The organism is Halomicrococcus pelagicus, from assembly GCF_051917725.1.
Classification (GTDB): Archaea; Halobacteriota; Halobacteria; order Halobacteriales; family Haladaptataceae; genus Halomicrococcus.
The window spans coordinates 457735-483683 of the sequence record NZ_JBQBLX010000002.1; the positions used below are offsets into that span (position 1 = coordinate 457735).

Below are 25949 nucleotides of genomic sequence, written 5' to 3' on the forward strand. Positions count from 1 at the left end.
CCGACGCCTATAGTATTGTGTGCGAATTCCAAATCCATGAGAATTGTACGACGCAGCGGCGGGGACCGCGCGCCGCTCGTCGCGGTCGTCTCGTCGATAGAAGTAGTGAGAAACTGCTCGTGCCCCTCGGTCACCGTCGGGGGTGTCCGTCGAAATAGTCGTCCGCCGGACGAGGGCGCTTACTCCGGCTTCAGGCCTTCGTCCTGGACGCGCATGACCGCCTCTCCGTCGGCGAGGTTCGGCGCGTCCACGAGACGGACGATACGCTTGTCGCCCTTGGACTTCCGGAGGTACATCCGGAAGGTGGACTTGTGCCCGAGGATGTTCCCGCCGATGGGTTGCGTCGGGTCGCCGAAGAACGAGTCGGGGTTCGAGGCGACCTGGTTCGTGACGAGGACGGCGGCGTTGTACAGGTTGCCGACCTTGTCGAGGTCGTGGAGGTGGCGGTTGAGCTTCTGCTGGCGCTCGGCGAGTTCGCCACGGCCGACGTACTCGGCGCGGAAGTGAGCGGTGAGGCTGTCCACGCAGAGCAGCCGGATGGGCCACTCGCTCTCTTCGTGTTCGTTGGCGAGTTCCTGGGCCTTCTCGGCCAGCAGCATCTGGTGGTTGGAGTTGAACGCCTTCGCGACGTGAATCTTGTCGAGGAAGTCCTGGACGAGTTCCTCCATCGCCTCGTCGTCGTCCGGGCTACCCTCGATTTCTCGGTCGTCCATCGCGGCCTGGAGCGCCTCGTCGGGGAGTCCCCGGACCATGTCGTCGATGCGCTCGGGGCGGAACGTGTCCTCGCTGTCGATGAACATCGCGCTACCGCCGAGACCGCCCTGCTCGGGCGGGAGCTGGACGTTCACGACGAGCTGGTGGGTGACCTGGGACTTGCCGGCCCCGAACTCGCCGTACACCTCGGTGATGGACTGGGTCTCGACGCCGCCGCCGAGCATCTCGTCCACCTCGTCGATCTTCCACTTGAGCTTCCCGATGCGCTCGCGGCGTTCGAGCACCTGCGAGCCGGTTTCGAAGCCGCCGATGTCGGCCTGCTCTCGCGCACCCTGGATGATGTCGGAGGCGGTGCTGTCGCCGACGTCCGCGGTGTTGCTGAGTTCGCCCGGGCTCGCGACTGCGAGGCTCTGGAAGGATTCGAATCCTGCGTCTCGGAGTTTCTCGGCCGTCGCCGGGCCGACGCCCGGCAGTTCTTCGAGGTCTACGTCTGCCATCGTATCCTCACCTTGTGCCCTCCGTCATATAAACCCCCGTTAACACCAATGTGAAAGTGAAAATGCCAGACGAAACGGGGGCGGTCTGAACGAGATGGCAAACTTTAGAGGGGAAGAGCGTCGATAGTGCGAACTACTCCCAGGGATGGGTACCGGCGCGGTCGGGCCAGAGCGGGTACCAGTACTCCTTGTCCTGCTCCAGTTCGAGTTCACCGTCCAGATTGCTCTCCAGTTTGAACTCCGCCGCCTCGTCGCGTTCGTTGCCGGCTTGAGGGGCGAAGGGGTAGTACGCGCCGCGACGGAACGAGTAAATCCAGTAGACGTAGTCGCCGTCCTTTCGACGACCCTGCGAACCGCCGCGCTTCCGGAACGCGAACAGCACCGCGAGCAGGCGCGAGCCGTACCCCTCCTCAACGAAGGTGTCGGCGGCGAAGTGGAGGCTGGTGACGAGGTCCTCGAAGTCGTCGTCCTCCAGCACGACCCACGAGTAGCCGTGGCTGTCCTGGTGGGTGTGGGTTTTCGTCCCCGTCTCCTCCTCGCCCGCTTCGAGGATGGCGTGGACCTCTTCGACCGCGTCCTGGAAGCCCGTGCTGTCGACTTCGGAGAAACAGAGCGCGGCCTCCCCGACCGGTTCGTAGCCCAGGTCGGCCTCCATCGTCACGTACGCGGTACTCATCCCGAACAGGTCCTCGGGGTCGGCGTCCCGTCCCGCGTCGGCCTCGGCGCGCATCCCGAGCACCTCGCGGAGTCCGTCGAGCAGTCCCATGGCCGGGTGTACGCACGCCGCGACAAAAAGGGGGACGGAGAACCGCCTCGATCAGGCGACTCGCCGGGGCGTATTCACGTCCCGTGCTGCCAGCTGTCCATGTACTCGGCCTGCTCGTCGGTCAGTTCGTCGAACTCGACGCCCTCGGCGTCCAGCTTTATCTCGGCTATCTCGCGGTCGAGGTCGTCGGGCACGTCGTGGACGCCCGCGTCGTACGCCTCGCCGTTCTCGACCATCTCGCGGACGCAGGCGGCCTGCACGCCGAAGCTCTGGTCCATCACCTCGACGGGGTGGCCGAGCGCGACGGGTGCGGCGAGGTTGACGAGCCGACCCTCGGCGATGACGTTGAGCCGCCGTCCGTCCGACATCTCGTACTCGCGGACGCCCTCCCGGGCCTCGCGCTCGGCGACGGCGAGGTCCGAGAGCTGGTCGAGGTTGACCTCCACGTCGAAGTGGCCGGCGTTGGCGAGCAGGACGCCGTCGTCCATCTTCTCGAAGTGCTCGCGCGTGATGACGTCGCGGTTGCCGGTCGTCGTGAGGAACACGTCGCCCTCCTCGGCCGCCTCGGCCATCGGCTTGACGTCGTAGCCCTCCATGTGGGCTTCGAGCGCGCGCCGGGGTTCGACCTCGGTGACGACGACGTTGGCGTTCTGGCCGGCCGCCTTCTTGGCGACGCCCTTGCCGCAGTAGCCGTAGCCTGCGACGACGACGGTCTTGCCGGCCCACGAGAGGTTCGTCGTCATGGCGATGGACGCCAGCGAGGACTCGCCCGTGCCGTGGACGTTGTCGAACAGGCGCTTCATCGGCGTGTCGTTGACGGCGAAGACGGGGTATTTCAGCGCGCCGTCCTCGTCCATGGCGCGCAGGCGGTGGACGCCCGTCGTCGTCTCCTCGCAGCCGCCGACGATGGAGTCGATGAGTTCGGGGTAGTCCTCGTGGATGGCGGCGACGAGGTCCATCCCGTCGTCGACGGTGACGGTCGGTTCGAGGTCGATGACCGCCTCGATGGCGGCGTAGTACTCCTCGTCGTCCACGCCGCGCTTGGCGTAGGAGGTGATGTTCGGGTGTTCGTCCAGCGCGGCGCTCACGTCGTCGTGCGTCGAGAGCGGGTTGCAGCCGGTGACCGCCACTTCCGCGCCGCCGTCCGCGAGCGTCTCGACGAGCACGGCCGTCTTCGCCTCGACGTGCATCGCCATCCCGATGCGCTGGCCGTCGAGGGGCTGGTCGTCCTCGAACTCCTCGCCGACGGCGGTCAGTATCGGCATGTGCTCGCGCGCCCAGTCCATCTTCCGGTGGCCCTCGGTGCGAGCGCTCTCCACGTCGTCGAGTTGCTCGCTGATGGGCGGATACTCCGTCATACCTCCGCGATGGACGACCGCGCCCAAAACCCTACCGAAGTCGGTCATCGACCGAGGTTCCGCCGGAACGCGGAAAACGTTAAGCGACTGGTGAATCTTGGTACGAGCATGGAGCACCCCTTCTACGTCCTGGGCAAGCTCTCCCGGGGCGTGAGCGCGGGGAAGGCCCTCCTCGTCCTGACGCTGGCGGTCCTCTTCGTCCTCGCCCTCCCGTTCCTCGACGCCGTGACGATGGTGGGCCTGCTCGCGCTCGCGGTCGTCGCCGCGGCGGTGAACAGCGCGGTCGAGATCGTCGACGCGACGGAGAAGCGCGCGCTGACGGTGTTCGGCGAGTACCGGAAACTGCTCGGCCCCGGCCTCCACTTCGTCCCGCCGTTCGTCAGCAGCACGCACACGTTCGACATGCGAACGCGGACGCTGGACGTGCCGCGCCAGGAGGCCATCACGCGCGACAACTCGCCGGTCACCGCCGACGCCGTCCTCTACGTCCGGGTGATGGACGCGAAGAAGGCGTATCTCGAGGTCGAGGACCACGAGCGCGCCGTCGCCAACCTCGGCCAGACGACGCTGCGCGCCGTCATCGGCGACATGGACCTGGACGCGACGCTGAGCCGCCGCGAGGAGATAAACGCCCGCATCCGCGAGGAGATAGACCGGCCGACCGACGACTGGGGCGTCCGCGTCGAGAGCGTCGAGGTCCAGGAGGTGATGCCCAGCGCGGGCGTCGTCGACGCGATGGAGGAACAGACCTCCGCCGAGCGCCGACGCCGCGCGATGATCCTGGAAGCGCAGGGCGAACGCCGCAGTGCGGTCGAGCGCGCCGAGGGAGAGAAGCAGTCCAACATCATCCGCGCGCAGGGCGAGAAGCAGAGCCAGATCCTGGAGGCGCAGGGCGACGCGGTGTCGACGGTCCTGCGCGCGAAGTCCGCCGAGTCGATGGGCGAGCGTGCAGTCATCGACAAGGGGATGGAGACGCTGGAGTCCATCGGTCAGGGCGAGTCGACGACGTTCGTCCTCCCCCAGGAACTGTCCTCGATGCTCGGCCGCTACGGCAAACACCTCACGGGCAGCGACGTCGAGACCGACGGCGACCAGCTCGACAGCCTGGAGTTCGACGAGGAGACCGGCAAACTGCTCGGCCTCGACGACATCGAGGCGACGCTGGCGGAGATGGACGAGGGCGGTGCCGTGCTCTCGGAACTGGAGGACGTCGAGGGCGGGGCGTCGGACCGCGAACTCGAACTCGAACTCGACGAGTCGGAGTGACTCCGTCGGCCGACCGCACTCGCGGTCGGCCCGCGCTCAGCCCCGTTCGCCGAGCCTGTCGCGCCAGCCCGGACCCCAGACCGCTTCGGGGTCGACGCCCTCGAACAGCCGTTCGTAGTCGGTCGTGAGGTGCGACAGCACGTCGTCGCTCTTCCGCGACGTAACGGCGTCCAGCAGGACGGCCACGACGGCCTGGGCGTGGCGGCGCGCCGTCTCGCGCTCGGCGACGTCGGTGACCATCTCGCGTTCGAGGACGCGCGCGACGAACTCGTCGAAGCCGAACGACGTCGAGCCGTCGGCGGCGGTGAGGTACTCGCCGACCTCGTGGGGTAGCTGCTCGGCGAGGTTCCGCGCCGTCTCGTCCGGGACGCGCTCGCTCAGCGTGACCAGCGTCGCACCGATGGCGTCGTCCGCTTCCTCGGCCGTCGACAGGTCGGTGCGCTCTTCGACCTCTCGCACGAACGTCTGGTACTCCATGGCCGGCGGTGAGGACGACGGCCAGCACCTTAACCGGGACGGCACACGCGGTTCCGATTCCGGGTCGTTCGACTCCGAGGGGAGACTCCACGAACTTTTACGCGCGCGGCGTTTATCCCCGCGCATGACCGAAACCACCGAACGCGTCGCGGCGGCCTGTCCCTCCTGTTCGCCCGACGTCGAGACCGTCCACGAAGTGCTCAAACCCGGCGGCCAGACGACGGTTCGATGCACGGAGTGCGGCCACGTCCACAAGACGCGAATCGAGGAGCCCGAAACGACGGACACCGGCGTCGTCGTCTCCCAGGACGGCGAATCGTTCTCCGCGAGGGAAGAGGTGCCCGTCGGCGAGGAACTCGCGGTCGGCGAGGAGTTCGTCCTGGAGACGGAGGAGGCCATCATGGTCGTCCGCATCACCAGCCTCGAACTCGACGGCGACCGCCGCGTGGAGGAGGCGACCGCCGAGGACGTCGAGACCATCTGGACCCGCGCGGTCGACAACGTCACCGTGAACGTCACGCTCCACCCGAAGGAGGGGAGCTACGACGACTCCCGCTCGATCAAGGTCGACGTGCCCGGCGACTACCAGTTCGTCGTCGGCGAGACCGCGGAACTGGGCGACGAGGAGTTCGCGGTCGACGGCATCCTCGTCGCGGACGACGCCGTGGCGTACGACATCGACAAGCTGGACCGCGACGGCGACGACCTCGTCGCCAAGGACGTGAAACGAGTGTACGGCACCGACAAGAGTTCCTCCGCCTGGTCGGCGTGGTGACGGTGACGGACTTCGAGCAACGCCGCCGCGACCTCGTCGACGCCCTCGCGCGCCAGGGCCGGGTCGAGCGCGAGTCCACGCGTGCCGCGCTCGAAGCCGTCCCGCGCCACGAGTTCGTGCCGGAGAGCAGCCGCGAGGACGCGTACGCCGACCGCCCGCTCCCCATCGACGAGGGCCAGACCATCAGCGCACCGCACATGGTCGCGGCGATGGTCGACCTGCTCGCGCTGGAGTCCGGCGACCGGGTGCTCGAAATCGGAACCGGCTGTGGCTACCACGCCGCCGTCACCGCCGAGGTCGTCGGCGCGGAGAACGTCTACAGCGTCGAGTACCACGACCGACTCGCCGAGCAGGCCCGGCGGCGATTCGAGCGACTAGGTTACGGCGACGTGTCCGTCCGCGTCGGCGACGGGCACGACGGCTGGCCCGAGCACGCGCCGTACGACGCCGCCTACCTCACCTGCGCCGCCTCCGAGCTGCCGACCGCCGTGGTCGAGCAGGTCCGCCCGGGCGGCCGACTGCTCGCCCCCGTCGGCGACGCGACGCAGCGACTCGTGCTCGCCCGCCGGCGCGCCGACGGCAGCCTCGACCGCGAGGAGCACGGCCGCGTGCGCTTCGTGACGATGCAGGAGTAGCCGCTTTCGAGCGTCGGAGCCGGGAGTCGACCGGGGGAGTCGATTGGGGGAGAATCGACCGGGGAGTTGACCGGGGGACACAGTTGGAAGGCTCGATTCGTGGGGGAGCGTCCCGGGGGACGGACCGGCGGCCAAGTGGCAGCTTTAAGTCTCACCCGTCCCGAAACCGGGGCATGTTCGACAAACTCGGCGCGAAAGGGCTGGTCGGTCTGCTCGCGCTCGTCGCCGGCATCGCCGTCATCGCACTGGAAAGTCTCCTCATCGCGGCCGGTATCACCCTCGTGGTCGCCGGCGTCGTGCTGGTCGCGTGGGGTCTCGTCTCGGGCCTGATGGAGAGTTTCGGGATGGGCGCGATGATGGGCGGCGGCTTCGAGTAGCGCCGTTCGCGTTCACCTTCCGTCCAGTTCGGTGAGCGAGACGTCCGCGACGACCGGGAGGTGGTCGGAGGCGTATCGTCCGTTCGCGTAGGCGTCGCTCTGGACTCCGTGGAGGACGACCTCCACGTCGCTGGTGACGAAGATGTGGTCTATCTTCTTGTCGGGAATCAGGTTGCGGAAGTCCGTCATCGACGTTTCCGGACCGTGGTGGCCGTACTTCGAGAAGCGGTGGGTGTCGCGCAGGGTGCGGCCCGGACTCACCCTGGTCCGACTGGTCAACCGCTCGTACGGCGGCGACCCCGCCCGGCAGTTGAAGTCGCCGGTGACGACGACCGGTTCGTCGGGGACCAGTCCGTCGATGCGCTGCAACAGCAGTTTCGCGCCGTTCAGTCGCGACTCCTCGCCCGCGTGGTCGAAGTGCGTGTTGAAGTGGTAGAAGGTCACGTCGGTGCGCTGCTCGCGGAGTTCGACGTGGTGGACGAGTCGCGGCAGGTCGGCGTCCCACCCGACGCTCCCCGGTTCGTCGGGGGTTTCGGACAGCCAGAACGTGTCCTCGCTTTCCAGATTGAACCGGTCGCGGTCGTAGCCGATGGCGGCGTACTCCCCGGCGCTCTCGACGTTCTCGCGCCCGGCGGGGAGCCACTCGTACGTGGGTAGCTGTTCGCTCAGATCCCGTAGCTGGGCGTGCAGCGCCTCCTGGAGTCCCACCACGTCCGGCCTGTGGAACCGGATGGAACTCGCCACCCGGTCCCGTCGCTCGCGCCACACGTCGTCGCCGTCGTTGGGGTTGTCGTACCTGACGTTGTACGACATCACGCGGAGTTCGACCGTCATGAGGCTACGAATATACTTCGCCGGCGATTCTCCCCCCGTGTTCGTCGACCAGCGTCCCGATCTCGGCGATGTCGTCGGGCGAGATGTTCGGGTTTCCGGTCGAACACCCGCGGATGAGCGTGAGCCACCCCGTCAGGTATCCCCGCACCCACATCCCGCCGTTGTCGGTGAGGGTGTTCCTGTCCTCGATTATCTCCTCGGTCCCGAACCCCTCCCGCAGTTCGTTGGCTATGCTTGCAGAGTGGTGAGCGAGCGTGTCCTCCAGGAACTTTCGCTCGTGGTCCTTCATACTCCGTCCGACCACGGCGGTTCCAATGCCGTTACCGGCCGCTACCGACCACCGCGTCTGAACGAAGAGTGGTGACTCCCTCGGCGGTCAGTCCTCGGCTTCGAGTTCGGCGAGCTTCCGCCGTCCGGGTTCGATGAGCTCGTCGAGGTACGTCGCCAGCGCCCCCTTCGCGTCCGCGGGGTGGAGTTCGCCGCTCTCGAGGTCGTCGGCCAGCGACTCGTAGTCGTCGTACTCCAGGTTACCGCCGTACTCCTCGGGGCGCTCGACGACGACCGTCTCGAAGCGCGGGAAGACGTGGTACTGGAAGATTTCGAGGACGGGGTTCTCCTTGTCGCCCTCGGGGTCGCGCGTCGGCGGACAGAACGCCGACTCGACCTTCTCTTCTATCTCCTCGGTGCCGTCCTCCATCGAGATGGTGACGCCGGCACTGGAGGACATCTTCCCCTCTCCGGTCGTCAGGTCCGCGATGATGGGCGTGTGGATGCAGGGCCGGGCGTCGTAGCCCAGCGACGGCAGTTCCTCGCGCATCAGCATGTGGACCTTCCGCTGGTCGAGACCGCCGATGGCGAGGTCGAGGTCGAGGTACTCGATGTCAAGCGCCTGCATCAGGGGGTAGACGACGTGGGAGACCTTCGCCGTCTCGCCGCTCTGTATCTCGGCCATCGCGCGCTGGGCGCGGTTGAGCGTCGTCTCCAGTTCGAGTTCGTGGAGGTCGAGCGCGTAGTCGTCGTCGAGCTGGTAGTCCGACCCGAGCACGAACTCCGTCCTGTCCTCGTCGAGTCCGTACGCGAGGAACTGCTCTTTCATCCGCTCGGCCGTCTCCCGGATCTCCTCGAACGTCCCCTTGTCGTTGAGGTAGGCGTGCACGTCCGCGAGCAGGACGACCACCTCGAAGCCGGTCTCCTGCAGGTCGATGAGCTTGTTCGCGGCGAGCATGTGCCCGATGTGGAGCACACCGGAGGGCTCGTAGCCGACGTAGGCCCGCCGTCCCTCGGGCGACTCGGCGAGTTCCCGCACTTCCTCCTCGGTCACCAGTTCCTCAGCGTTCCGAGCGATTAACTCGTAGGCGTCCATGCGGAGAAACAGACCCCTCTCGGGCTTTAGGGTTACGTCATGCTCGCCCGTCGGCGTTCGTGTACGGCGCGTCGACGCGGCCGTGGGCCGCGACGGCGTGCGACGACTCGCTCGTCGACCCGGCGAACGCGCGACCGTACCCTTTTTCGCCCCTCGACCCAAACCCTCGGGTATGTCAGCGCTGCGTGACGCGATGCGAGAGCTTCCGGACACCGTCTTCGCCGACCTGCTGGAGAGCGACGACGCCTACCTCCTCGCGATAGACATGCCGGGCGTGACCGAGGAGACGGTGGACATCGACGTCGACGATGGCCGCCTCCTCGTGGAAGCGCGGCGCGAGAAGGACGTTCCCACGGAGTTCGACTACCTCCGCGAGGACCGGTCGCTGTTCCTCGACGCCGAACTTCCGCTGCCGCCGGACGCGACCGGTTCCGGCGGGGAGGCCACCATCGACCGCGGCGTGCTCGAAATCACCCTGCCGAAGCGCTCGGCCGCACCCGAGCAGTCCATTCCGGTCCAGCGTCGGTAATCGCGGGTGGTCACTCTGGTCAACCTCCGCGCCTACCGGCGCTTTTTCGTCGTCGCCTGGCACTTCCTTCCGCTGCTGTTCAGCTACGCCCGCGACCGGCACCGGTTCCTCCTGTTCGGCGGGTCGCGCCGCGTCGACAGCGAGACGCGCGTCCAGCGGGCGAACACCCTGCTCGAATCGCTGCTGACGCTCGGGCCGACGTTCATCAAACTCGGGCAACTGCTGTCGACCCGGCCGGACATCCTCCCGCCGGAGTACGTCGACGTGCTGTCGAAGCTCCAGGACGAGGTGCCGCCCGCCGACTGGAGCGAGGCCGAGAAGGTGGTCGAGGCAGAACTCGGCCCGGTCGCCCGGGAGTTCGACTCGTTCGACACCGACGCCATCAGCGGCGCGAGCCTCGGACAAGTGTACGCCGCCGAGGTCGACGACCGGAGCGTCGCGGTGAAGGTGCGCCGTCCCGGCATCGAGGACCTCGTGGAGGCCGACCTCCGGGTCATCCGGTGGTCGGTCCCCGTCCTGATGCGCTTCATCGGACAGGCGCGGGCGTTCTCGCTCGAGACCCTCGCGGACGAGTTCGCCCGGACCATCCGCCAGGAGATGGATTACGACCGCGAGGCGACGATGCTGACGGAGATTCGCGAGAACTTCGCCGACGACGATGACGTCGCCATCCCGGCCGTCGTCGAGAGCCACTCGGGCCCGCGCGTGTTGACGATGGAGTACCTCGGGGGGACGAAGATAAACGACGTGGCGACGCTGGACGAGAAGGGCATCGACCGCACCGACCTCGCGGAGACGCTCCAGCGCGCCTACCTCCAGATGATAATCGAGGACGGCGTCTTCCACGCCGACCCCCATCCCGGAAACCTCGCCGTGCGGGACGACGGCACCGTCGTGTTCTACGACTTCGGGATGAGCGGCCGGGTGGACGCGTTCATCCAGGAGAAGATCGTCGACTTCTACGTCGCGGTGGCGAACCAGGACATCGACGCCATCCTCGACGCGCTCATCGAGATGGGCACCCTGTCGCCGGAGGCCGACCGCGCGACGATGGGCGAGGTGATGGAACTCGCCATCCAGGACGCCCGCGGCGAGGACATCGAGACCTACCGCGTCCAGCAGATAGTCTCGCAGGTCGAGGACACCATCTACGAGTTCCCCCTGCGACTTCCGTCGAACCTCGCGCTCGTCCTCCGGGTCGCCACGGTCGTCGAGGGCGTCTGCGTGACGCTGGACCCCGAGTTCGACTTCATCGCCGTCGCGACGGACTACCTCACCGAACAGGGCTATCGCGAGGAGTCCATCAAGCAGTTCCTCGAACAGGCGGGCGACGAGGTGCAGGCCTCGGCGCAGTCGCTGGTGCGGGTCCCGCCGAAACTCGAGCGCACGCTGGACCGCACCGACCGCGACGACCTCTACGTCCGCGTCAACGTCGAGGACGACGACGACGTGTTCGACCTGTTCGCGAAGCGACTCGTCTACGGGATGTTGCTCTCCTTCAGCCTGCTCACGACCGGCATCCTCTACACCTTCTCGACGCTCCGCGCCGCCATCGTGGCGGGCGCGTTCACCCTCGTCGTCGCCGGTCTGCTCTACCGGTCGTTCCGCGAGCGCCGCGGCATCCGCGCGACCCCGCAGTTCACCCGCCAGAACCTCCGCCAGCGCGAGGAGCGGGAGTGAGGCGTCGCGTTCCACTTCCGGTAGCTTAACGCGTTCGCCCGACGACCCCCGACTATGGAAATCGCGCCCTTCGGACTCGAACGCTGGTTCGGGAAGTACGAACACGAGGCCGACATCATGCTCGCCGAGAGCGGCATCCGGAGCCTCGACGCCTCGCGGTTCGACCTCGACCCCGGGAAACTCGGGTACGTCATCCCGACCGACGGCGACCCCGAGTTCCGCGCGGCGGTCGCCGACCGCTACGACCGTGGTCGCGACGAGGTGGCGTTCACCTGCGGTACCCAGGAGGCGAACTTCCTCGCGTTCTGCTCGCTCATGGGGGGCGAAGATGCGAACGGGGCCGGCGGCCAGACCGCCTCCTCGTCTCGTGGCTCGGGGAGCCACGCGGTCGGCGGTAGCACCGCCTCCTCGTCCCGTGACTCTTCGAGCCACGCGGTCGTCGTGACTCCGACCTACCAGGCGCTCCACGCGGTCCCGGACGCGATGGGCGAGGTGAGCCGCGTCTGGCTCGAACCGCCGGAGTGGGAACTCGACGTCGACGCCGTCGCGGACGCCATCCGCCCGGAGACCGGCGTCGTCGTGCTGAACAACCCCAACAACCCCACGGGGCGCTACCACCCCGAGGAGACGGTCCAGGCGCTGTACGACCTCGCCGAGGACGCGGACGCACACCTGCTCTGTGACGAAGTGTACCGCCTGCTGGCCGACGACCCCATTCCTCCGGTGGCGAGCATGGGCGAGCGCGGCATCAGCACGACCAGCCTGACCAAGGCCTACGGGCTTGCGGGCCTGCGGTTCGGCTGGATAGCCGGCCCCGAGGACGTGGTCGAGCGCGCGGTCCGGTGGAAGGACTACACCACCATCTCGCCGCCCATCTTCGGCCAGCACGTCGCGCGCCAGGCGCTCGGCGAACAGGAGGACGCCATCCTCGAGGAGAACCGCGAACTGGCGGCCGACCACCGCGACCGCGTCCGGGCGTTCGTCGCCGACCACGACCTCGACTGGTACGACCCCGTCGGCGTGAACGGCTTCGTCTCGATTCCGGACGGGTTCGACGACGCCCGGGAGTTCTGCCGCGGCGTCGTCGAGGAGGAGAGCGTCGTCCTCGCGCCCGGCGACCTGTTCGGCTACGAGAACTACTTCCGCATCGGCTTCGGCCTGCCGACTGCGGAACTGGAGGAGGGGCTGGAGCGCGTGTCGTCGTTCGTCGACCGACGCGCCGAGTGACGGCGGAACCTTCAGACGTCCTCGAGACGCCGGTCGACTCGTCGTGGACCGACGGCGGGATGTGACAGGAGACGTTCAGCGAGAGCTTCGCCGTCGAGACGCGGTCGAAAGCCGTTCGACGGCCGTTAGAGGTCCTCGTCGTCGTTCCGTAGCTCCTCGGTGAGAACCACCGACGCGTCGAGAACGAACCGCTGCGCGAGCAGATGCCCGGGCATGCGTGTGGGCTGGTACCGAATAACGAAAACCTTCTCCCGACGGCGACGATTCGGCTATCGCAAAGGAGCGCTTTTATACGGCCGGGGCCACCACCTTCGGGCGAGAAACGCTCATGAGTGTCGAGTCAGCGGGGTCGGGACCGGGACTGCTCGTCATCGTCGCGACAGTTATCGGTCTCGGCGTCGTCGCACAGATACTTGCGGACCGCTTTCAGGTGCCGAGCGTGCTCTTTCTCATCGTCTCGGGCATCGTGGTCGGCCCCGTCGGAATCGGTCTGCTGAACCCCGCCTCGTTCGGGGGTGCACTGTCGGCCATCGTCGGCCTGAGCGTCGCCATCATCGTCTTCGAGGGGGCGTTCCACCTGAAGCTGAGCAAGCTACGCGAAGCGCCGTCGGCGCAGATAAAGCTGGTGACGGTCGGTGCCGTCGTCTCGCTGATCGGCACCGCGGTTACGGTCCGGTACGCCCTCGGGACGGAGTGGGACCTCGCGTTCCTCATCGGTGCGCTACTGATCGCGACCGGCCCGACGGTCATCACGCCGATCCTCTCGGTCGTCGCGGTCCGGGACCGCGTCGAGGCCGCGCTGGAGACCGAGGGTATCGTCAACGACGTGACGGCGGCCATCCTCGCCGTGGTGATGTTCGAGGTCGTCGTGCTGACCGAGGGCTCGGCGTTCGAGTTCAACGAGTTCCTGAGCGAGTTCATCACCAAACTCGGGACCGGACTGTTCGTCGGCATGCTCGTCGCCGGCGTGGTCTGGTACGTGCTCCGGCACATCGACCTCTCGCGAGGCAACGCGCCCCAGAACGCCCGCCTGCTCGTGCTGGTCGGCGCGCTCGTGGCCTACGCGGGTGCCGACTTCTTCGCCAAGGAGGCCGGCATCGCGGCGGTCGCGACGGCGGGCATGCTGCTCGGCAACGCCGACCTGCCGTACGAGGAGAAGATAGAGGAGTTCAAGGGCGACATCACCCTCGTCGTCCTCTCGTTCGTCTTCATCATCCTCGCGGCGCTGCTACAGCCCGCCGACCTCTTCTCGCTGGGACTCGGCGGCGTCGCGGTCGTGGTGGTCGTCGCGCTCATCGTCCGTCCACTGGGCGTCATGCTCTCGACGACCGGCGACCGGTTCGACTGGGGCGAACGGCTGTTCATGAGCTTCGTCGGTCCGCGCGGCATCATTCCCGCGTCGGTCGCCACGCTGTTCGCGTTCCAGCTCCAGAGCCGCGGACTGAACCAGGCGGCGACGACGCTGGTCGGGACCGTCTTCCTCGTCATCGTCGTCACCGTCGTGCTGGAGGGCGGATTCGCCCGTCACATCGCCGAATACCTCAACGTGATTCCCATGCGTGTCATCATCGTCGGAGGCGGGAAGGTGGGCCGTGCGCTCGCCGAACGCCTCGAAGACCGGGGAGAGAACGTCGTCATCGTCGAGAACGACGAAACGATAATCGAGACCGCTCGCGACGCCGGCTTCACCGTCCACAGGGGCGACGGCACGGACACGGAGGTGCTCCGTGCCGCCGGCGCGGACAACGCCCGCATCGCCGTGGCCGCGACCGGCGACGACGACGCGAACCTGCTCGTCGCTCAGCTCGCCGACTCGAAGTTCGACGTCGAGACCGTCATCGCCCGGGCGAACAATCCGGACAACGTCGACGCCTTCGAGGACCTCGGCGTTCGAACCATCTCCTCGTCGATGGCGACGGCGTGGGCCATCGACAACGTCATCGAACGCCCGGCGCTGTCGAACTGGATGACCGAACTCGGCCGGGCCGGCGACGTCCAGGAGATAGAGGTCACCTCCGAGAATCACATCGGCAAGACCATCGAGGAACTCGACGACGAACTACCGAGCGGCTGTCTCATCGCGCTGGTGGGACGCGACGGCGATACGCAGGTCCCCAACGAGAATTTCACGCTGCAGAAGGGCGACCACATCACGTTCCTCGGACGCAAGGACGCCGTCAGGGAGGCCATCGACCTCTGCCACCCGCCCGCGTGAGCTCGACCCGGCGATCCAGCCCGAGGTTGATGGCCGACAGCGCGGCGAACGCCCCGAGAACGAGAGCGGCGTACCCCAGCACGGGGATGGCCGTGAACGGGTACATGCCGAGTAACCGGCAGCCGACGACGACGCCGCTGACGAGCGCGAGCGCCAGGTAGTAGCGACTCCAGTTCGCGCCGTCCGGTGCGGGCGAGAGGTAGTCGTCGAGTTCGTCTGCGCCGTCTGCGAGCGCGACGGTGCCGCGGTGGCGGTCGTAGTCGACGACACCCGCGTCGGCCATCTTCGGCAGGTGCGTCTGGTACAGCGACGTGTACACCGACTTCCGCTCTTTCGATGATATCAGGTCGACGGTCGTGTCCCGTTCGTGGGCGGCGATGACCTCCGCGAGTTCGCCGATGGAGGTCGGGCCGGACTGGGTCCGGAGGTACGCCATCGCGTAGCGGCGACGCGCGTTCGTCAGTATCTCGAACGCCGTGTCGCGCGACATGGTTTCCGCGTCGGCCGAGGTGCTCTCCGCACCGCTGTCTCCGCTCATGGGCGGCGACGGCGGTGGTCGCCTTTCGCTTCCGGTCTCCCCGGCACAGTGTCCGAATTTCGGGGAGCCGCTGGAAAAAGATATCCGTCCATTTAGGCACCAACGTGGCGGAAATAAGGGGTTCCGGCGGACGGCCGTCGTCCGCGACGCGAGACGGTCACTCGCCCGACCTGTTTCGAACGCCGATGTTTATTGTACCGAAGCTCCAACTCTCGAACATGCTTCACGCTGAAGGCCCGCTACTGACCGTCGACGTGGGCGAGCGCGAGACGACGACGACCGACGTCGACGACGTGCTCGCCTCGTTCGTGGGCGGTCGGGGCGTCGCCACGAAACTGGCGCACGACCGGATTCCGTTCGACGCCGACCCGTTCGGCCCGGAGAACAGCCTCTTCTTCACGACCGGACCGCTCCAGATGTCGACGATGAGCTTCACCGGGCGGATGAACTGCACCGGCCTCTCGCCGCTGACGGGTGGCCTGCTCTCCTCGAACGCGGGCGGATTCCTCTCGCGGAACTTCACCGGGACGGGGTACGCCGCGGTCGAGATAACGGGCGAGAGCGACGACCTCGTCGCGGTCCACGTCACCGACGACGGAGTCGAGTTCGAGGACGTGCCGGAACTCGCCGACGCGACCGTCGGCGAGACGGGGGAGTACGCGGCCGACGAACACGGCTTCGGCGACGACCAGCTCGCCGTCGCCGGGCCGGCGGGCGAGAACCGGGTTCGGTTCGCGGCCATCATGACCACGGAACACCGCGCGTTCGGTCGCGGCGGCCTCGGCGCGGTCCTGGGCGACAAGAACGTCAAGTACGTCGCGTTCGCTGGCGACAGCGCGCCCGATATCGACGTCGACCCCGTGGCGATGGACGTCCACCGCGAGGCCGCGACCGCGGACGACCACCCGATGAAGGAGGCCGGCACGACCAGCGTCACGGAGTACGCCAACCACGTCGGCGCGCTGCCGTCCTACTACTTCTCGGAACTGGAGTTCGACGGCGCGGCCGACATCGGCGGTGAGGCGGTCTCCGAGAAGAAGTACAAGAAAGGCACCTGCTCGCAGTGTGCGTTCGCGTGCAAGCTCCCCACGCGCGACGAGGAAACCGGACTCGAAACCGAGGGGCCGGAGTACGAGACGGTGATGGCGTTCGGCAGCAACTCCGGCGTCGACGACGTGGTCTCGGTGATGAAGTCCAACGACCTCTGTGACGAACTCGGCATGGACACCATCTCCTGTGGCGACGCCGTCGCCGCCTACCTCGCGGCGAACGACGAGTTCGGCAACAGCGACCTGATTCACGACCTCGTCGAGAAGATAGCCTACCGCGAGGGCGACGGGGACCTGCTCGCGGAGGGCGTCCACCGCTTCGCGGACGACCTCGACGTCGAGGACTGGACGGTGAAGGGCCTGGAGTTCGCGGCCCACGACGGCCGCACGCTGAACGGACAGGGCCTCGCCTTCGCCACCTCGAACCGCGGCGCGGACCACATGTACGCCGAGTTCTACTCGAAGGAGTACCCCCTCGTGGACAAGGACGAGGCGGTCGACCCGGAGGGGCTGGACGGCAAACCGCCGCTAATCGTCGAGAAGGAGAACCACAACGCGGTGCTGGACAGCGGCGTCGTCTGCAAGTTCTCGCGGGACTTCATGACCGAGGAACGCCTCGAAGCACTGCTCGACGCCGACTACGACGACCTGCAGGCGATGGGTGCTCGCGTCGTCGAACTGGAGCGCCACTTCAACAACCGGCGGGGCTTCGACCGGGCGGACGACGCGCTGCCGTACGACTTGCCGGGCTTCGAGGACGCCCTCTCGGAGTACTACGAGGTCCGGGGCTGGAACGACGACGGGACGGTGCCAGACGGCCGGATTTCGGGCGCGGCCAGCGCGGACGACTGACCCGCGCCCCGGTCCGGTGCGCTCGCGGCGCAACCGCCGCCGAACGCGTTCGGGGGAACGGTGACGGTGCCGGTGTGACTACGTCCCGACGAGATGGCGACGAAGCGAACGCTGGCCGACCTCGACGGCGACCCGACGGCGGTCGTCTTCCCGGGAGCGGAACCGAAGACGGTCAGACTCACGCTCGACGAGGGCGAACGCGTGGCTCCTCACAGACATCCGGACCGGCAGGTCGTGCTCGCGGTCCTCGACGGTCGCCTGACGCTCGACGTCGACGACGAGACGCACACGGTCGAGGCGGGCGAGACCGTCCGCTTCGACGGCCGGCAGGAGGTGTCGCCGTTCGCCGAGACCGACGCCACCGCGCTGCTCGTCCTCGCTCGTCGCGTCACGGCGGACTGAGCGACTCGACCGGACGAACACGTTCGGGACTCGGCTTTCCTCCGGCAGCGACCAACGAACGACCGTCATGTCCGACTCCACCCCCGAACCGGTGACGGACCACGTCCACGAAAGTTCGTGGTCGGCGAACCTCGAACTGCCGCGCCACGCCGACGACCGCGCCCTCACCGTCGAGCAGGCGCTCGACGCCGTCCGGAAGACGGCGTCGGGCTACCACGTCAACCTCGTCACGCACGGGAACCACGGCCACCCGGAGACGTATCTCTTCGACGAACTCCGGGACGCGTTCGACGACGCGGAGTACCGATTCGTCGAACGGTGTGGCTGCGGCGGGTACGTCACGCGCGTCCACGTCGAGTGATTCGGGTCCGTTCGTCGTTCTTCCGGCGTTCTGACGCTCCCGGCGCGGACCGTCCCCGGTGGAGCAGTCGCCCGCCACGCTCTCCTCGACCGCGAACGTGTTCGAGAGAATCGCTTCTCGTCCCTACAGGCTAGGGAGGATGCGAACACGCACCGACCCGTTCTTCGTCGCGGCTGGACTGTACCTGACCGTCGGACTCCTGAGGGTCGTCGGCGCCGTCGACGAGCGGGACGGCGACCTTCCCGCTGCGGTCGCGGCGAGTTCCCACGCGCTCTCCTGGGCGGGCGTGGCGAGCGTGAACCTCGGCGTGCTCGCGTTCTGGGCGACGGCGGTGCCGGCGCTCTCGAACGTCGCGGGCGCGCTCACGACCGCCGGCTTCGCGCTCCTCGCGCCCCCTGGGCCGCGCTGCTCGTCGCGCTCTGGACGCGACTCGCCTAGAGCGACCGCGGGGGAGCGTCGCCGCCCACCCACACCGTGTCGCAGGATTGATTGGTCGCTCTGGAGAACCACCGACCGATGTCCGACCCTGCCCCCGACCCCGCGGACCTGGAGCGGCGACTCGACGACGTGCAGCGCACGGTGAACCGCCTTCGTGCGGTGGTCGCCGTCCTCGTCGTTATCGTCCTCCTGCCCCTGCTGGCCGCGGTCGACGACGGTCTCGGAAACGTTTCCCTCGTCGTCCCCGCCGCGCTCGCTGTCGGTGCCGTGGCACTCGCGTACGCGCTCACGTCGCTGACTGCGTAAAAACCTCTCCGCTGACTGCAGAGGTGAATCGTGTCGTAACCGCTGGTTATAAATCGTTTCGAGAATATGCTCGTAGCACATGACCGACGACGAGGACCGGTCGCGCGACGGCGGCCGACGGGGGGACCAGGCTAGCGAGCGGCCGCGATTCGGGACGCGAAGCGTCCACGCGGGCCAGCAGTCCGACCCCGCGACCGGAGCGGTCGCGCCGCCGCTCTACCAGACCACGTCCTACGAGTTCGCGGACGCCGACCACGCCGCCGACCTGTACGCCCTGGAGCGCGACGGCCACATCTACTCGCGGCTGAGCAACCCGACGGTCGAGACGCTCGAAGACCGCATCGCGGCGCTCGAAGGCGGTGCCGGCGCCGTCGCCACCGCCAGCGGGATGGCCGCGCTCGACTCGCTCACCTTCGTCCTCGCCGAGGCGGGCGACAACGTCGTCGTCTCCACCGACACCTACGGCGGGACGACGACGTACTTCAGCCACGTCGCCTCGCGGAGGGACGTCGAGGCGCGGTTCGTCGACACGCTGGACTACGACGCCTACGCGGACGCCGTCGACGACGACACCGCGTTCGTCCACGTCGAGACCGTCGGCAACCCCTCGCTCGTCACGCCCGACTTCGAACGCCTCGCCGAGGTGGCCCACGAGCGCGACGTTCCGCTCGTCGTGGACAACACCTTCGCCACGCCCGCGCTCTGTCGCCCCCTGGAGCACGGCGCGGACGTCGTCTGGGAGTCGACGACGAAGTGGCTCCACGGCAGCGGGACGACCGTGGGCGGCGTGCTCGTCGACGGCGGCGACTTCGACTGGGCGGCCGGCGGCTACTCCGAACTCGCCGGGACGAACCGCGCGTACCACGACGTCGACTTCTCGCGCGACTTCGACGCGCCGCTCGCGGCCGCCGCGCGCTACCGCGCCGTCCGGAGCCTCGGCAACCAGCAGTCGCCGTTCGACGCGTGGCAGACCCTCCAGGGCGTCGAGACGCTGTCGCTGCGGATGGAGCGCCACTGCGATAACGCGGCCGTCGTCGCGGAGTACTTGGACGACCACGACGACGTGGCGTGGGTCGCGTACCCCGGACTGGCGGCCCACGAGACCCACGAGAACGCGACCCGGTACCTCGACGGCGGGTACGGCGGGATGGTCGCGTTCGGTCTGGAGGAGGGCTTCGAGGCCGGCAAGGCGTTCTGCGAGGCGACCGACCTCGCTACCTTCCTCGCCAACGTCGGCGACGCGAAGACGCTCGTCATCCACCCGGCGAGCACGACCCACGCCCAGCTCTCCCCGGACGAGCAGCGCGAGGCCGGCGTCACCCCCGACCTCGTTCGCCTCTCCGTCGGCATCGAGGACCCCGCAGACCTGCTCGCCGACCTCGACCGGGCAATCGAACGCGCGACGCGGGAGGCGACATGACCGACGCGAACGACGCCGCAGGCGCGTGCGAAGCGCCGGACGGACGCGAATCGGACCACGTACACGACATGCCGGGCGAGCGCGTCTCGCTGGGGCCGTTCGAGTTCGAGCGCGGCGGGTCGGTTCCCGACCTCCGGGTCGCCTACGAGACGTACGGCGACCCCGCGAACGACGCGGTCCTGCTCTGTCACGCCCTGACGGGCAGCCACCGGGTGACGACCGCGGGCGACGAGACGGTCGACGCCGACCAGGCGAGGGCCTGGTGGGACGACGTGGTCGGCCCGGGCGCTCCCATCGACACGACCGAGCAGTTCGTCGTCTGCGCGAACGTCCCCGGCTCCTGCTACGGGACGACGGGACCGGCGAGCGAGGACCCCGCGACCGGCGAACCGTACGGCTCCGACTTCCCCGCCGTGACGGTCGGCGACTGGGTGCGCGCCCAGCGGCGCCTGCTCGACCACCTCGGCATCGACACGCTCCAGGCGGTCGTCGGGGGAAGCGTCGGCGGCATGAACGCCGTCGAGTGGGCCAAGCGCTACCCCGACCGCGTCGAGCGCGTCGTCCCCATCGCCGCCGGCGCGCGCCTCGACTCCCAGCTGCTCGCGCTGTCGGCCATCGCCCGCCGGGCCATCGCGAGCGACCCGGCGTGGCAGGGCGGCGACTACTACCCCGACCACCCCGACGACGGGCTGGCGCTGGCCCGCCAGCTCGCGCACGTCACCTACCGCTCGAAGGAGTCCATGGACGACCAGTTCGGCCGCCGGACCGCCGACTGTCCGCCGCGCGAACTGGCACCGGACGCCCTGGGCGACGCGACCGACGACGACTACCGCGAGGTCGAGAGCTACCTCGACTACAACGCCCGGTCGTTCGTCGAGCGCTTCGACGCCAACAGCTACCTTCGGCTGACGCGGGCGATGGAGGACTACGACCTCGCTGCGGGCTGTGCGTCCGACGCCGACGCGCTCGCCGAGTTCGACGGCGAGGCGCTCGTCGTCTCCATCACCGGCGACTGGCACTTCACGACAGACCAGGGCGAGGCGCTCGCCGCCGCGTTCCGCGACGCCGGTGCGGAGACGACCCACCGCGTCGTCGAGAGCGACTACGGTCACGACGCCTTCCTCGCCTGCCCGGAACTGATAGGGCCGTCGCTGCGCCGCTTTCTAGGTCGTCGTCGCAATCGCGGCTCGTTCGCGCCGGTCCACGCCAGCCTCTTCGCGAACTGAACCGGTTCCGGGACGGGATTTTTGTCGCCGGGACGCTCACTCCACGCCATGACGGCGAACCGCTCGGAAGCACTCGGCGCGATGTGGCGGGACGACTATCCCTGGACCTTCCTGACGCGGTTGACGGAGATAGAGAACCGGCTGGGCGGCCATCCGGGCGAGCGCGAGGCGGCGAACCTGGTCGCGGAGGGGTTCGAACGCGCCGGCGCGCGCGAGGTCACGACCGACTCGTTCGACATCGCGCGCTGGGACCGCGGCCGGGCCGACCTCGCCGTGACCGACCCGGTCCGGCGCTCGTTCGAGGCGGTCGCGCTCCCGTACTCGCCCGGGGGCGAGGTCCGCGGCGAACTGGTCGACGTCGGTCACGGGACGCCCGAGGAGATAGACGAACGGGACGTGCAGGGGGCCATCGCCGTCGCGAGCACGACGACGCCGCCCGGCAGCCGGTTCGTCCACCGGATGGAGAAGTTCGGCTACGCGGCCGCCGCCGGCGCGGAGGCGTTCGTCTTCCACAACCACGTCCCGGGACAGCTACCGCCCACGGGGTCGCTGACGTTCGGCGACGTGGCGACGCTGCCCGGCGTCGGCGTGAGCGAGGAGACGGGCGCGTGGCTCACGGACTACGCCGACCGCGGCGCGACCGCGACGCTCTCCGTCGACGCCGGCACGGAACCGGGGACGAGCCACAACGTCCACGCGCAACTCGGGCCGGACACCGACGAGGAGGTCGTCGTCGTCGCGCACCACGACGCCCACGACGTCGCGGAGGGCGCGCTCGACAACGGCTGCGGCATCACGGTCGTCGTCGCGGCGGCGCACCTGCTCGCCGACCTCGACCTCGAAACCCGGGTCCGGGTCGCTGGCGTCGGCTGCGAGGAGACCGGCCTGCTCGGCAGCGAGGACCTCGCGGAGCGCCTCGACACCGACCGGGTCCGGGCGGTCGTCAACGTCGACGGCGCGGGGCGGTTCCGCGACCTGCGGGCGTTCACCCACGACTCCGAGGCGATGGCGGACGTGGTCGAGGCCGTCGCCGACGAGGCGAACCAGCCCGTCGAACTGGAGGAGGACGTCCACCCCTTCAGCGACCACTGGCCGTTCCTCCGGCGGGGCGTCCCCGCGCTCCAGTTGCACAGCGAGCAGGACGCGAGCGTGCCGGGCGAGCGCGGCCGCGGCTGGGGGCACACCCACGCGGACACCCGGGACAAGGTCGACGACCGCAACCTACGCGAACACGCCATGCTCGCCGCCCTGCTCGTCCAGGAACTCGCCCGGCGCGAGGACGTTCCCCGGCGGGACCCCGACGACGTCGCCGAGAACCTCCGCGAGAACGACTACGAGGAGGGGATGCGTGCCGCCGACATCTGGCCCGACGAGTGGCAGTGAGTCACCACTCGCTCGTGGCTCTCGCGTCGAGGAGCGCCTCGCCGAGGACGGCGAGACCCTTCAGGACGCTGAACGCGCCGCCGACCAGCGAGACGAGGTAGAACAGTCCGAACACCGCGAAACCGATGCGTCCGAACGGGGGGCCGAGCGACGCACCGACCCATCGACCGGTCACGACGATGAGAACTCCGAGGACGACCCAGAACGTCGACTCCCACAGCCGCGCGCTGTCGACCGTGCGCGTGCCGCTCAGGAAGGTGTTCGCGCTCATGGTCACGAATGACAGCGACGGGACAAAAAGCTATCCCGCCCGGAAGCGACGGTCGAGCGCGCGGTCGCCGCGCCCCGCCGACTACTCCTCGAATATCTCCTCCTTGTCGACGGCCCAGAGCAGCGTCGCCAGTCCACGCAGGCCGAGGTAGACGCCGACGAACAGGGCGGCGACCCAGACGGCGGCGGCGACGAGGAAACCGAGGATGCCGCCGCCGAAGACGACGCTGACGCCGCCGGCGGCGGCCCCGCCGAACCCCAGTGCGAGCAGACCGAGCACGACCCATCGGGTCGCGTGCCAGAGCCACGAACTGTCGACGACCTCCAGGTCGTCCGGATCGGTTGCGACCATACTTCGCTTCCGACTCGACACGTCAAAAATCTATGTGGTGGCGCTACCGGAGACGGTCGTCTATCTCGCCGGCGACCCGCGCCCCCGCCTCGCGCTCGACGCGGAGGTCGGCGAACACCTCGCGGGCGCTCGCGGCCGCCTCGTCGTTCACCGCGAAGTCGAGGTCGTAGCCCACGTCCGTGAGCACGAGGGGGTGGGCGGGCGCGGGCGCGACGCCCTCGGGGCCGTCCAGCGGTTCCGGCGAGAGCACGCGGTCGACCTTCGCGACCGGTGCCTCGCCGGTGGCGACCGCACGGACCAGCGCGACGACCCGGCGGACGAGGTTGCGCGCGAACCCGCCCGCCCGGAGCGTGACGACGAGGTAGTCGCCGTCGCGGAGCACGTCGGTCCGGAGGTCGCGGACGGTGCCCTCCTCGTCGGGCGTCAGGTTGTGAAAGTCGTGCTCGCCGGAGAGGCGGTCGAGGGCGTCCTTCGCCAGCGCGAGGTTCGCCCGCGGCGCGTAGCAGTGGTAGGTGTACTCCCGGAAGAGGGCGTCGTGGGTGGCGTGGAACTCGGGGCCGGCGTCGGCGCTCGCCCACGCCCGGACCGACGCCGGCAGTTCGCTGTTCAGCGCAGCGGGCGTGAGCCAGTCGGGAGCCGCGAACGCGACGGTCTGGGCGACCGCGGAGACGCCGGCGTCGGTGCGACCCGCGGCGGCGTACCCCTCGGGGGCGTCGTCGGCCACGCCGAGCGCCCGGCAGGCGTCCAACAGCGCGTCCTCGACCGTCGACACGTCTGGCTGGCGCTGGAACCCGTGAAACGGACGACCGTCGTAGGCGACCCTGAAGGCGCGCATCGCCAGTCGCTACTGGCGGCCCGCGCTTAGTTCGTGTGGTCCGTTCGCACCCACAGGACCCGGTTGACGGCGCGAACGCGACCGCTACGGGCGCGTTGACGCTGTCTGGCGAACGGAACGCGGCCAGTATCGGCGTTCAATCGCGGGATACCGCGGCCGACGTCGGCCGACAGACTTCCCCTGCGACCGGACCCCCGACCGTTCGAGCGGCGAGGTGCCCGCGACGGGCCGTCGGGCGTCACGTGCGAGGCCGGGCGACGCCCGCGGAGACGCGTTCGGCGACGACGCCGCGAACGCGTGTCCGATTCGACAGTGAACGTAAACATACAAGAACCACCGTTCGATAGAGGGTCGTATGCGACCGCCCTCTCGACGGCAACTCTTCGCCGCCGTCGCCGCCGTTCTCTGCGTGCTCTCGCTGCCGGCCGTCCCGCTGGCCGCCGGCGGCGCGAACGGAGACGCCCGACTCAATCCCTGCGTCGGAACGATGACCAGTCCCGCGAACGGAACGACGGTAATCGCCGTCCAGGGGTTCACCTGGCACGAGGGCGACGCCGGCAAGAAGCCCGCGAAGCTCGTCGGCGTCGGCCCGCGCGGTCAGGTGCAGTGGGTCCACCACGCCGCCGACCACGGCACCGTCTGGCAGTACGACGTCGACCCGATGGCGAACGGCAACGTCTTCGTCACCGCGACGAAGAACAAGCGGACGTACGTCTACGAGTTCGACCCCCGGACGCAGGAGCACGTCTGGCAGGAGGAACTGCCCATCGAGGACACACACGACGTCGACCTCATCAACGGCGGAACCCAGTTGCTCGTCGCGAACATGAAGAACTACGACGAGGACAGCGGGAAGAACGACGACAGCATCTTCGTCTACGACCTGCAGAAAGACGAGATCGTCTGGCGCTGGTACTTCCGCGACCACTACCCGAAGGACACGGCAGAGAACTACACCGACGACTGGACGCACGTCAACGACGTGGACAAGATAGCCGACGGGAAGTATCTCGCATCGCCGCGCAACTTCGACCAGGCCATCGTCGTCGACCGCTCGACGAACGAGGTGACCATGCGACTGGGGAGCGACGACGACTACGACGTCCTCGACGAGCAGCACAACCCCGACTACCTCGAGAGCGAGAACGGGAGCGCGACGTTCCTCGTCGCCGACTCCAACAACGGCCGCATCGTCGAGTACGCCCGCCGCGACGACGGGTGGGAACGCACGTGGAAGCTGGGCAAGGGCGACGACCTCTCGTGGCCCCGGGACGCGGACCGCCTGCCGAACGGCAACACGCTCGTCGGCGACTCCCGGAACCACCGCGTGCTGGAGGTCGCCCCGAACGGAACGGTCGTCTGGGAGTTCTCCTCGCCGTATCTCGTCTACGACGCCGCGCGCATGCAAGCAGGCGAGCACGGCGGGCCGACCATCGCCGACATGAACGCCACCGGGGCCTACGGCCTACAGGGTGACGCCGCCCGCCACGAGAACTGGAGCAACCTCGTCGGCTGTCACTCCTACCTCCAGTCGGTCGACGGCTGGGCCGCGGGCCAGAAGCCGTCGACCACCGGCGCGACGACCGAGGAGTCGGGCGTGAACGATGACGACGTGCGCAATGCCCTCGTTACGACCACGACCGACGACGACACGGCGACGTCGCTGCCGGGCTTCGGCGTCGTCGTCGCCGCGGGCGCGCTGCTGGCGGTCGCCGCGCTGCTGGTTCGGCGACGCGAGTAACTCGGCGGTTCGTTCCCGGTGCTCTCGGTTCCGGCGCTTCTCGGGGTCGAAGGGGGTTGGCCG

Annotated in this window: 28 protein-coding genes; 16 read left to right on the plus strand and 12 right to left on the minus strand. The window is 68.6% G+C overall.

Annotated features, from left to right (window positions below; all coding sequences use genetic code 11):
* Positions 1-179: 179 nt before the first annotated feature.
* The 3 genes from radA to ACTF4R_RS07145 all read right to left on the minus strand — a co-directional run bounded on the left by radA (position 180) and on the right by ACTF4R_RS07145 (position 3335).
* Positions 180-1211: a DNA repair and recombination protein RadA gene (radA, locus tag ACTF4R_RS07135; RefSeq protein ID WP_440007178.1), complete on the minus strand. Its 1032-nt coding sequence runs from the start codon at positions 1209-1211 to the stop codon at positions 180-182.
* A 133-nt stretch (positions 1212-1344) separates the two neighbouring features.
* Entirely contained in the window at positions 1345-1977 is a 633-nt protein-coding gene (gene pspAB / locus ACTF4R_RS07140; RefSeq protein WP_440007179.1) for a PspA-associated protein PspAB, read from the minus strand.
* Between the two features lie 74 nt (positions 1978-2051).
* Positions 2052-3335, minus strand: a complete 1284-nt coding sequence (locus ACTF4R_RS07145; protein ID WP_440007180.1) for an adenosylhomocysteinase — start codon at positions 3333-3335, stop codon at positions 2052-2054.
* 231 nt (positions 3336-3566) lie between these two features.
* Between ACTF4R_RS07145 and ACTF4R_RS07150 the strand changes: the two genes are divergently transcribed.
* A complete protein-coding gene (locus tag ACTF4R_RS07150) occupies positions 3567-4601 on the plus strand; it encodes an SPFH domain-containing protein (protein ID WP_440007574.1) in 1035 nt (344 codons plus the stop codon).
* Positions 4602-4637: 36 nt separating this feature from the next.
* Here the strand turns inward: ACTF4R_RS07150 and ACTF4R_RS07155 are convergent, their stop codons facing one another.
* A complete protein-coding gene (locus ACTF4R_RS07155; RefSeq protein WP_440007181.1) occupies positions 4638-5078 on the minus strand; it encodes a DUF2267 domain-containing protein in 441 nt (146 codons plus the stop codon).
* 124 nt (positions 5079-5202) lie between these two features.
* Between ACTF4R_RS07155 and ACTF4R_RS07160 the strand changes: the two genes are divergently transcribed.
* The 3 genes from ACTF4R_RS07160 to ACTF4R_RS07170 all read left to right on the plus strand — a co-directional run bounded on the left by ACTF4R_RS07160 (position 5203) and on the right by ACTF4R_RS07170 (position 6865).
* Entirely contained in the window at positions 5203-5853 is a 651-nt protein-coding gene (locus tag ACTF4R_RS07160) for an HVO_0476 family zinc finger protein (RefSeq protein WP_440007182.1), read from the plus strand.
* A 2-nt stretch (positions 5854-5855) separates the two neighbouring features.
* Positions 5856-6488 carry a protein-L-isoaspartate(D-aspartate) O-methyltransferase gene (locus tag ACTF4R_RS07165; RefSeq protein ID WP_440007183.1) on the plus strand — a complete coding sequence of 211 codons (633 nt, stop codon included), beginning with the start codon at positions 5856-5858 and terminating at the stop codon, positions 6486-6488.
* A gap of 173 nt (positions 6489-6661) precedes the next feature.
* A complete protein-coding gene (locus ACTF4R_RS07170; RefSeq protein ID WP_440007184.1) occupies positions 6662-6865 on the plus strand; it encodes a DUF7470 family protein in 204 nt (67 codons plus the stop codon).
* Positions 6866-6877: 12 nt separating this feature from the next.
* On the opposite strand, the gene ACTF4R_RS07175 is transcribed toward ACTF4R_RS07170, so the two are convergent.
* The 3 genes from ACTF4R_RS07175 to ACTF4R_RS07185 form a co-directional block, all read right to left on the minus strand.
* On the minus strand, positions 6878-7699 hold the full coding sequence (locus ACTF4R_RS07175; protein WP_440007185.1) for an endonuclease/exonuclease/phosphatase family protein: 822 nt from the start codon (positions 7697-7699) through the stop codon (positions 6878-6880).
* 4 nt (positions 7700-7703) lie between these two features.
* Positions 7704-7988, minus strand: a complete 285-nt coding sequence (locus ACTF4R_RS07180) for a hypothetical protein (protein ID WP_440007186.1) — start codon at positions 7986-7988, stop codon at positions 7704-7706.
* An 87-nt stretch (positions 7989-8075) separates the two neighbouring features.
* On the minus strand, positions 8076-9062 hold the full coding sequence (locus ACTF4R_RS07185) for a tyrosine--tRNA ligase (RefSeq protein ID WP_440007187.1): 987 nt from the start codon (positions 9060-9062) through the stop codon (positions 8076-8078).
* A gap of 172 nt (positions 9063-9234) precedes the next feature.
* On the opposite strand from ACTF4R_RS07185, the gene ACTF4R_RS07190 reads away from it, so the two are divergent.
* The 4 genes from ACTF4R_RS07190 to ACTF4R_RS07205 all read left to right on the plus strand — a co-directional run bounded on the left by ACTF4R_RS07190 (position 9235) and on the right by ACTF4R_RS07205 (position 14713).
* Positions 9235-9591, plus strand: a complete 357-nt coding sequence (locus ACTF4R_RS07190) for an Hsp20/alpha crystallin family protein (RefSeq protein ID WP_433626564.1) — start codon at positions 9235-9237, stop codon at positions 9589-9591.
* A 6-nt stretch (positions 9592-9597) separates the two neighbouring features.
* A complete protein-coding gene (locus ACTF4R_RS07195; protein WP_440007188.1) occupies positions 9598-11271 on the plus strand; it encodes an ABC1 kinase family protein in 1674 nt (557 codons plus the stop codon).
* A 54-nt stretch (positions 11272-11325) separates the two neighbouring features.
* Positions 11326-12498 (plus strand): aminotransferase class I/II-fold pyridoxal phosphate-dependent enzyme, encoded by a 1173-nt coding sequence (locus ACTF4R_RS07200; RefSeq protein WP_440007189.1) that lies wholly within the window; start codon positions 11326-11328, stop codon positions 12496-12498.
* 328 nt (positions 12499-12826) lie between these two features.
* A complete protein-coding gene (locus tag ACTF4R_RS07205) occupies positions 12827-14713 on the plus strand; it encodes a cation:proton antiporter domain-containing protein (protein WP_440007190.1) in 1887 nt (628 codons plus the stop codon).
* Here ACTF4R_RS07205 and ACTF4R_RS07210 read toward each other — a convergent pair.
* Positions 14676-15251 carry a DUF7344 domain-containing protein gene (locus ACTF4R_RS07210; protein WP_440007191.1) on the minus strand — a complete coding sequence of 192 codons (576 nt, stop codon included), beginning with the start codon at positions 15249-15251 and terminating at the stop codon, positions 14676-14678. The genes ACTF4R_RS07205 and ACTF4R_RS07210 overlap by 38 nt on opposite strands.
* Positions 15252-15469: 218 nt before the next feature.
* Between ACTF4R_RS07210 and ACTF4R_RS07215 the strand changes: the two genes are divergently transcribed.
* From ACTF4R_RS07215 to ACTF4R_RS07225, 3 genes are all read left to right on the plus strand, one after another.
* Positions 15470-17152 (plus strand): aldehyde ferredoxin oxidoreductase family protein, encoded by a 1683-nt coding sequence (locus ACTF4R_RS07215; protein WP_440007192.1) that lies wholly within the window; start codon positions 15470-15472, stop codon positions 17150-17152.
* Between the two features lie 93 nt (positions 17153-17245).
* Entirely contained in the window at positions 17246-17554 is a 309-nt protein-coding gene (locus tag ACTF4R_RS07220) for a cupin domain-containing protein (RefSeq protein WP_440007193.1), read from the plus strand.
* 67 nt (positions 17555-17621) lie between these two features.
* On the plus strand, positions 17622-17915 hold the full coding sequence (locus tag ACTF4R_RS07225) for a CGCGG family putative rSAM-modified RiPP protein (protein WP_440007194.1): 294 nt from the start codon (positions 17622-17624) through the stop codon (positions 17913-17915).
* 123 nt (positions 17916-18038) lie between these two features.
* Here the strand turns inward: ACTF4R_RS07225 and ACTF4R_RS07230 are convergent, their stop codons facing one another.
* Complete coding sequence (locus ACTF4R_RS07230; RefSeq protein ID WP_440007195.1) at positions 18039-18386, minus strand: hypothetical protein; 348 nt, start codon at positions 18384-18386, stop codon at positions 18039-18041.
* A 45-nt stretch (positions 18387-18431) separates the two neighbouring features.
* On the opposite strand from ACTF4R_RS07230, the gene ACTF4R_RS07235 reads away from it, so the two are divergent.
* From ACTF4R_RS07235 to ACTF4R_RS07250, 4 genes are all read left to right on the plus strand, one after another.
* A complete protein-coding gene (locus ACTF4R_RS07235; protein WP_440007196.1) occupies positions 18432-18659 on the plus strand; it encodes a hypothetical protein in 228 nt (75 codons plus the stop codon).
* Between the two features lie 79 nt (positions 18660-18738).
* Entirely contained in the window at positions 18739-20079 is a 1341-nt protein-coding gene (locus ACTF4R_RS07240; protein ID WP_440007197.1) for an O-acetylhomoserine aminocarboxypropyltransferase/cysteine synthase family protein, read from the plus strand.
* A gap of 68 nt (positions 20080-20147) precedes the next feature.
* Complete coding sequence (gene metX / locus ACTF4R_RS07245) at positions 20148-21305, plus strand: homoserine O-acetyltransferase MetX (protein ID WP_440007575.1); 1158 nt, start codon at positions 20148-20150, stop codon at positions 21303-21305.
* Positions 21306-21353: 48 nt separating this feature from the next.
* Entirely contained in the window at positions 21354-22688 is a 1335-nt protein-coding gene (locus ACTF4R_RS07250; RefSeq protein WP_440007198.1) for a M28 family peptidase, read from the plus strand.
* Between the two features lies 1 nt (position 22689).
* On the opposite strand, the gene ACTF4R_RS07255 is transcribed toward ACTF4R_RS07250, so the two are convergent.
* The 3 genes from ACTF4R_RS07255 to truA form a co-directional block, all read right to left on the minus strand.
* Positions 22690-22959 carry a hypothetical protein gene (locus ACTF4R_RS07255; protein WP_440007199.1) on the minus strand — a complete coding sequence of 90 codons (270 nt, stop codon included), beginning with the start codon at positions 22957-22959 and terminating at the stop codon, positions 22690-22692.
* An 81-nt stretch (positions 22960-23040) separates the two neighbouring features.
* Positions 23041-23310, minus strand: a complete 270-nt coding sequence (locus tag ACTF4R_RS07260; protein WP_113274862.1) for a hypothetical protein — start codon at positions 23308-23310, stop codon at positions 23041-23043.
* A 43-nt stretch (positions 23311-23353) separates the two neighbouring features.
* Positions 23354-24145 carry a tRNA pseudouridine(38-40) synthase TruA gene (gene truA, locus ACTF4R_RS07265; RefSeq protein ID WP_440007200.1) on the minus strand — a complete coding sequence of 264 codons (792 nt, stop codon included), beginning with the start codon at positions 24143-24145 and terminating at the stop codon, positions 23354-23356.
* 355 nt (positions 24146-24500) lie between these two features.
* Here truA and ACTF4R_RS07270 point away from each other — a divergent pair, with 355 nt between their 5' ends.
* Complete coding sequence (locus tag ACTF4R_RS07270; protein ID WP_440007201.1) at positions 24501-25886, plus strand: arylsulfotransferase family protein; 1386 nt, start codon at positions 24501-24503, stop codon at positions 25884-25886.
* Positions 25887-25949: the final 63 nt, after the last annotated feature.

Excerpts from the sequence above, each read along its gene's own strand:
- ACTF4R_RS07185 (WP_440007187.1), bottom strand. The coding sequence starts at position 9,062 with ATGGACGCCTACGAGTTAATCGCTCGGAACGCTGAGGAACTGGTGACC.
- ACTF4R_RS07240 (WP_440007197.1), top strand. The coding sequence starts at position 18,739 with ATGACCGACGACGAGGACCGGTCGCGCGACGGCGGCCGACGGGGGGAC.
- ACTF4R_RS07250 (WP_440007198.1), top strand. The coding sequence starts at position 21,354 with ATGACGGCGAACCGCTCGGAAGCACTCGGCGCGATGTGGCGGGACGAC.
- ACTF4R_RS07170 (WP_440007184.1), top strand. The coding sequence starts at position 6,662 with ATGTTCGACAAACTCGGCGCGAAAGGGCTGGTCGGTCTGCTCGCGCTC.
- ACTF4R_RS07145 (WP_440007180.1), bottom strand. The coding sequence starts at position 3,335 with ATGACGGAGTATCCGCCCATCAGCGAGCAACTCGACGACGTGGAGAGC.
- ACTF4R_RS07260 (WP_113274862.1), bottom strand. The coding sequence starts at position 23,310 with ATGGTCGCAACCGATCCGGACGACCTGGAGGTCGTCGACAGTTCGTGG.
- radA (WP_440007178.1), bottom strand. The coding sequence starts at position 1,211 with ATGGCAGACGTAGACCTCGAAGAACTGCCGGGCGTCGGCCCGGCGACG.
- metX (WP_440007575.1), top strand. The coding sequence starts at position 20,148 with ATGCCGGGCGAGCGCGTCTCGCTGGGGCCGTTCGAGTTCGAGCGCGGC.
- ACTF4R_RS07235 (WP_440007196.1), top strand. The coding sequence starts at position 18,432 with ATGTCCGACCCTGCCCCCGACCCCGCGGACCTGGAGCGGCGACTCGAC.
- ACTF4R_RS07220 (WP_440007193.1), top strand. The coding sequence starts at position 17,246 with ATGGCGACGAAGCGAACGCTGGCCGACCTCGACGGCGACCCGACGGCG.
- ACTF4R_RS07255 (WP_440007199.1), bottom strand. The coding sequence starts at position 22,959 with ATGAGCGCGAACACCTTCCTGAGCGGCACGCGCACGGTCGACAGCGCG.
- ACTF4R_RS07200 (WP_440007189.1), top strand. The coding sequence starts at position 11,326 with ATGGAAATCGCGCCCTTCGGACTCGAACGCTGGTTCGGGAAGTACGAA.
- ACTF4R_RS07210 (WP_440007191.1), bottom strand. The coding sequence starts at position 15,251 with ATGAGCGGAGACAGCGGTGCGGAGAGCACCTCGGCCGACGCGGAAACC.
- ACTF4R_RS07215 (WP_440007192.1), top strand. The coding sequence starts at position 15,470 with ATGCTTCACGCTGAAGGCCCGCTACTGACCGTCGACGTGGGCGAGCGC.
- ACTF4R_RS07180 (WP_440007186.1), bottom strand. The coding sequence starts at position 7,988 with ATGAAGGACCACGAGCGAAAGTTCCTGGAGGACACGCTCGCTCACCAC.
- ACTF4R_RS07225 (WP_440007194.1), top strand. The coding sequence starts at position 17,622 with ATGTCCGACTCCACCCCCGAACCGGTGACGGACCACGTCCACGAAAGT.
- pspAB (WP_440007179.1), bottom strand. The coding sequence starts at position 1,977 with ATGGGACTGCTCGACGGACTCCGCGAGGTGCTCGGGATGCGCGCCGAG.
- ACTF4R_RS07155 (WP_440007181.1), bottom strand. The coding sequence starts at position 5,078 with ATGGAGTACCAGACGTTCGTGCGAGAGGTCGAAGAGCGCACCGACCTG.
- ACTF4R_RS07150 (WP_440007574.1), top strand. The coding sequence starts at position 3,567 with ATGGTGGGCCTGCTCGCGCTCGCGGTCGTCGCCGCGGCGGTGAACAGC.
- ACTF4R_RS07160 (WP_440007182.1), top strand. The coding sequence starts at position 5,203 with ATGACCGAAACCACCGAACGCGTCGCGGCGGCCTGTCCCTCCTGTTCG.
- ACTF4R_RS07175 (WP_440007185.1), bottom strand. The coding sequence starts at position 7,699 with ATGACGGTCGAACTCCGCGTGATGTCGTACAACGTCAGGTACGACAAC.
- ACTF4R_RS07190 (WP_433626564.1), top strand. The coding sequence starts at position 9,235 with ATGTCAGCGCTGCGTGACGCGATGCGAGAGCTTCCGGACACCGTCTTC.
- truA (WP_440007200.1), bottom strand. The coding sequence starts at position 24,145 with ATGCGCGCCTTCAGGGTCGCCTACGACGGTCGTCCGTTTCACGGGTTC.
- ACTF4R_RS07270 (WP_440007201.1), top strand. The coding sequence starts at position 24,501 with ATGCGACCGCCCTCTCGACGGCAACTCTTCGCCGCCGTCGCCGCCGTT.
- ACTF4R_RS07205 (WP_440007190.1), top strand. The coding sequence starts at position 12,827 with ATGAGTGTCGAGTCAGCGGGGTCGGGACCGGGACTGCTCGTCATCGTC.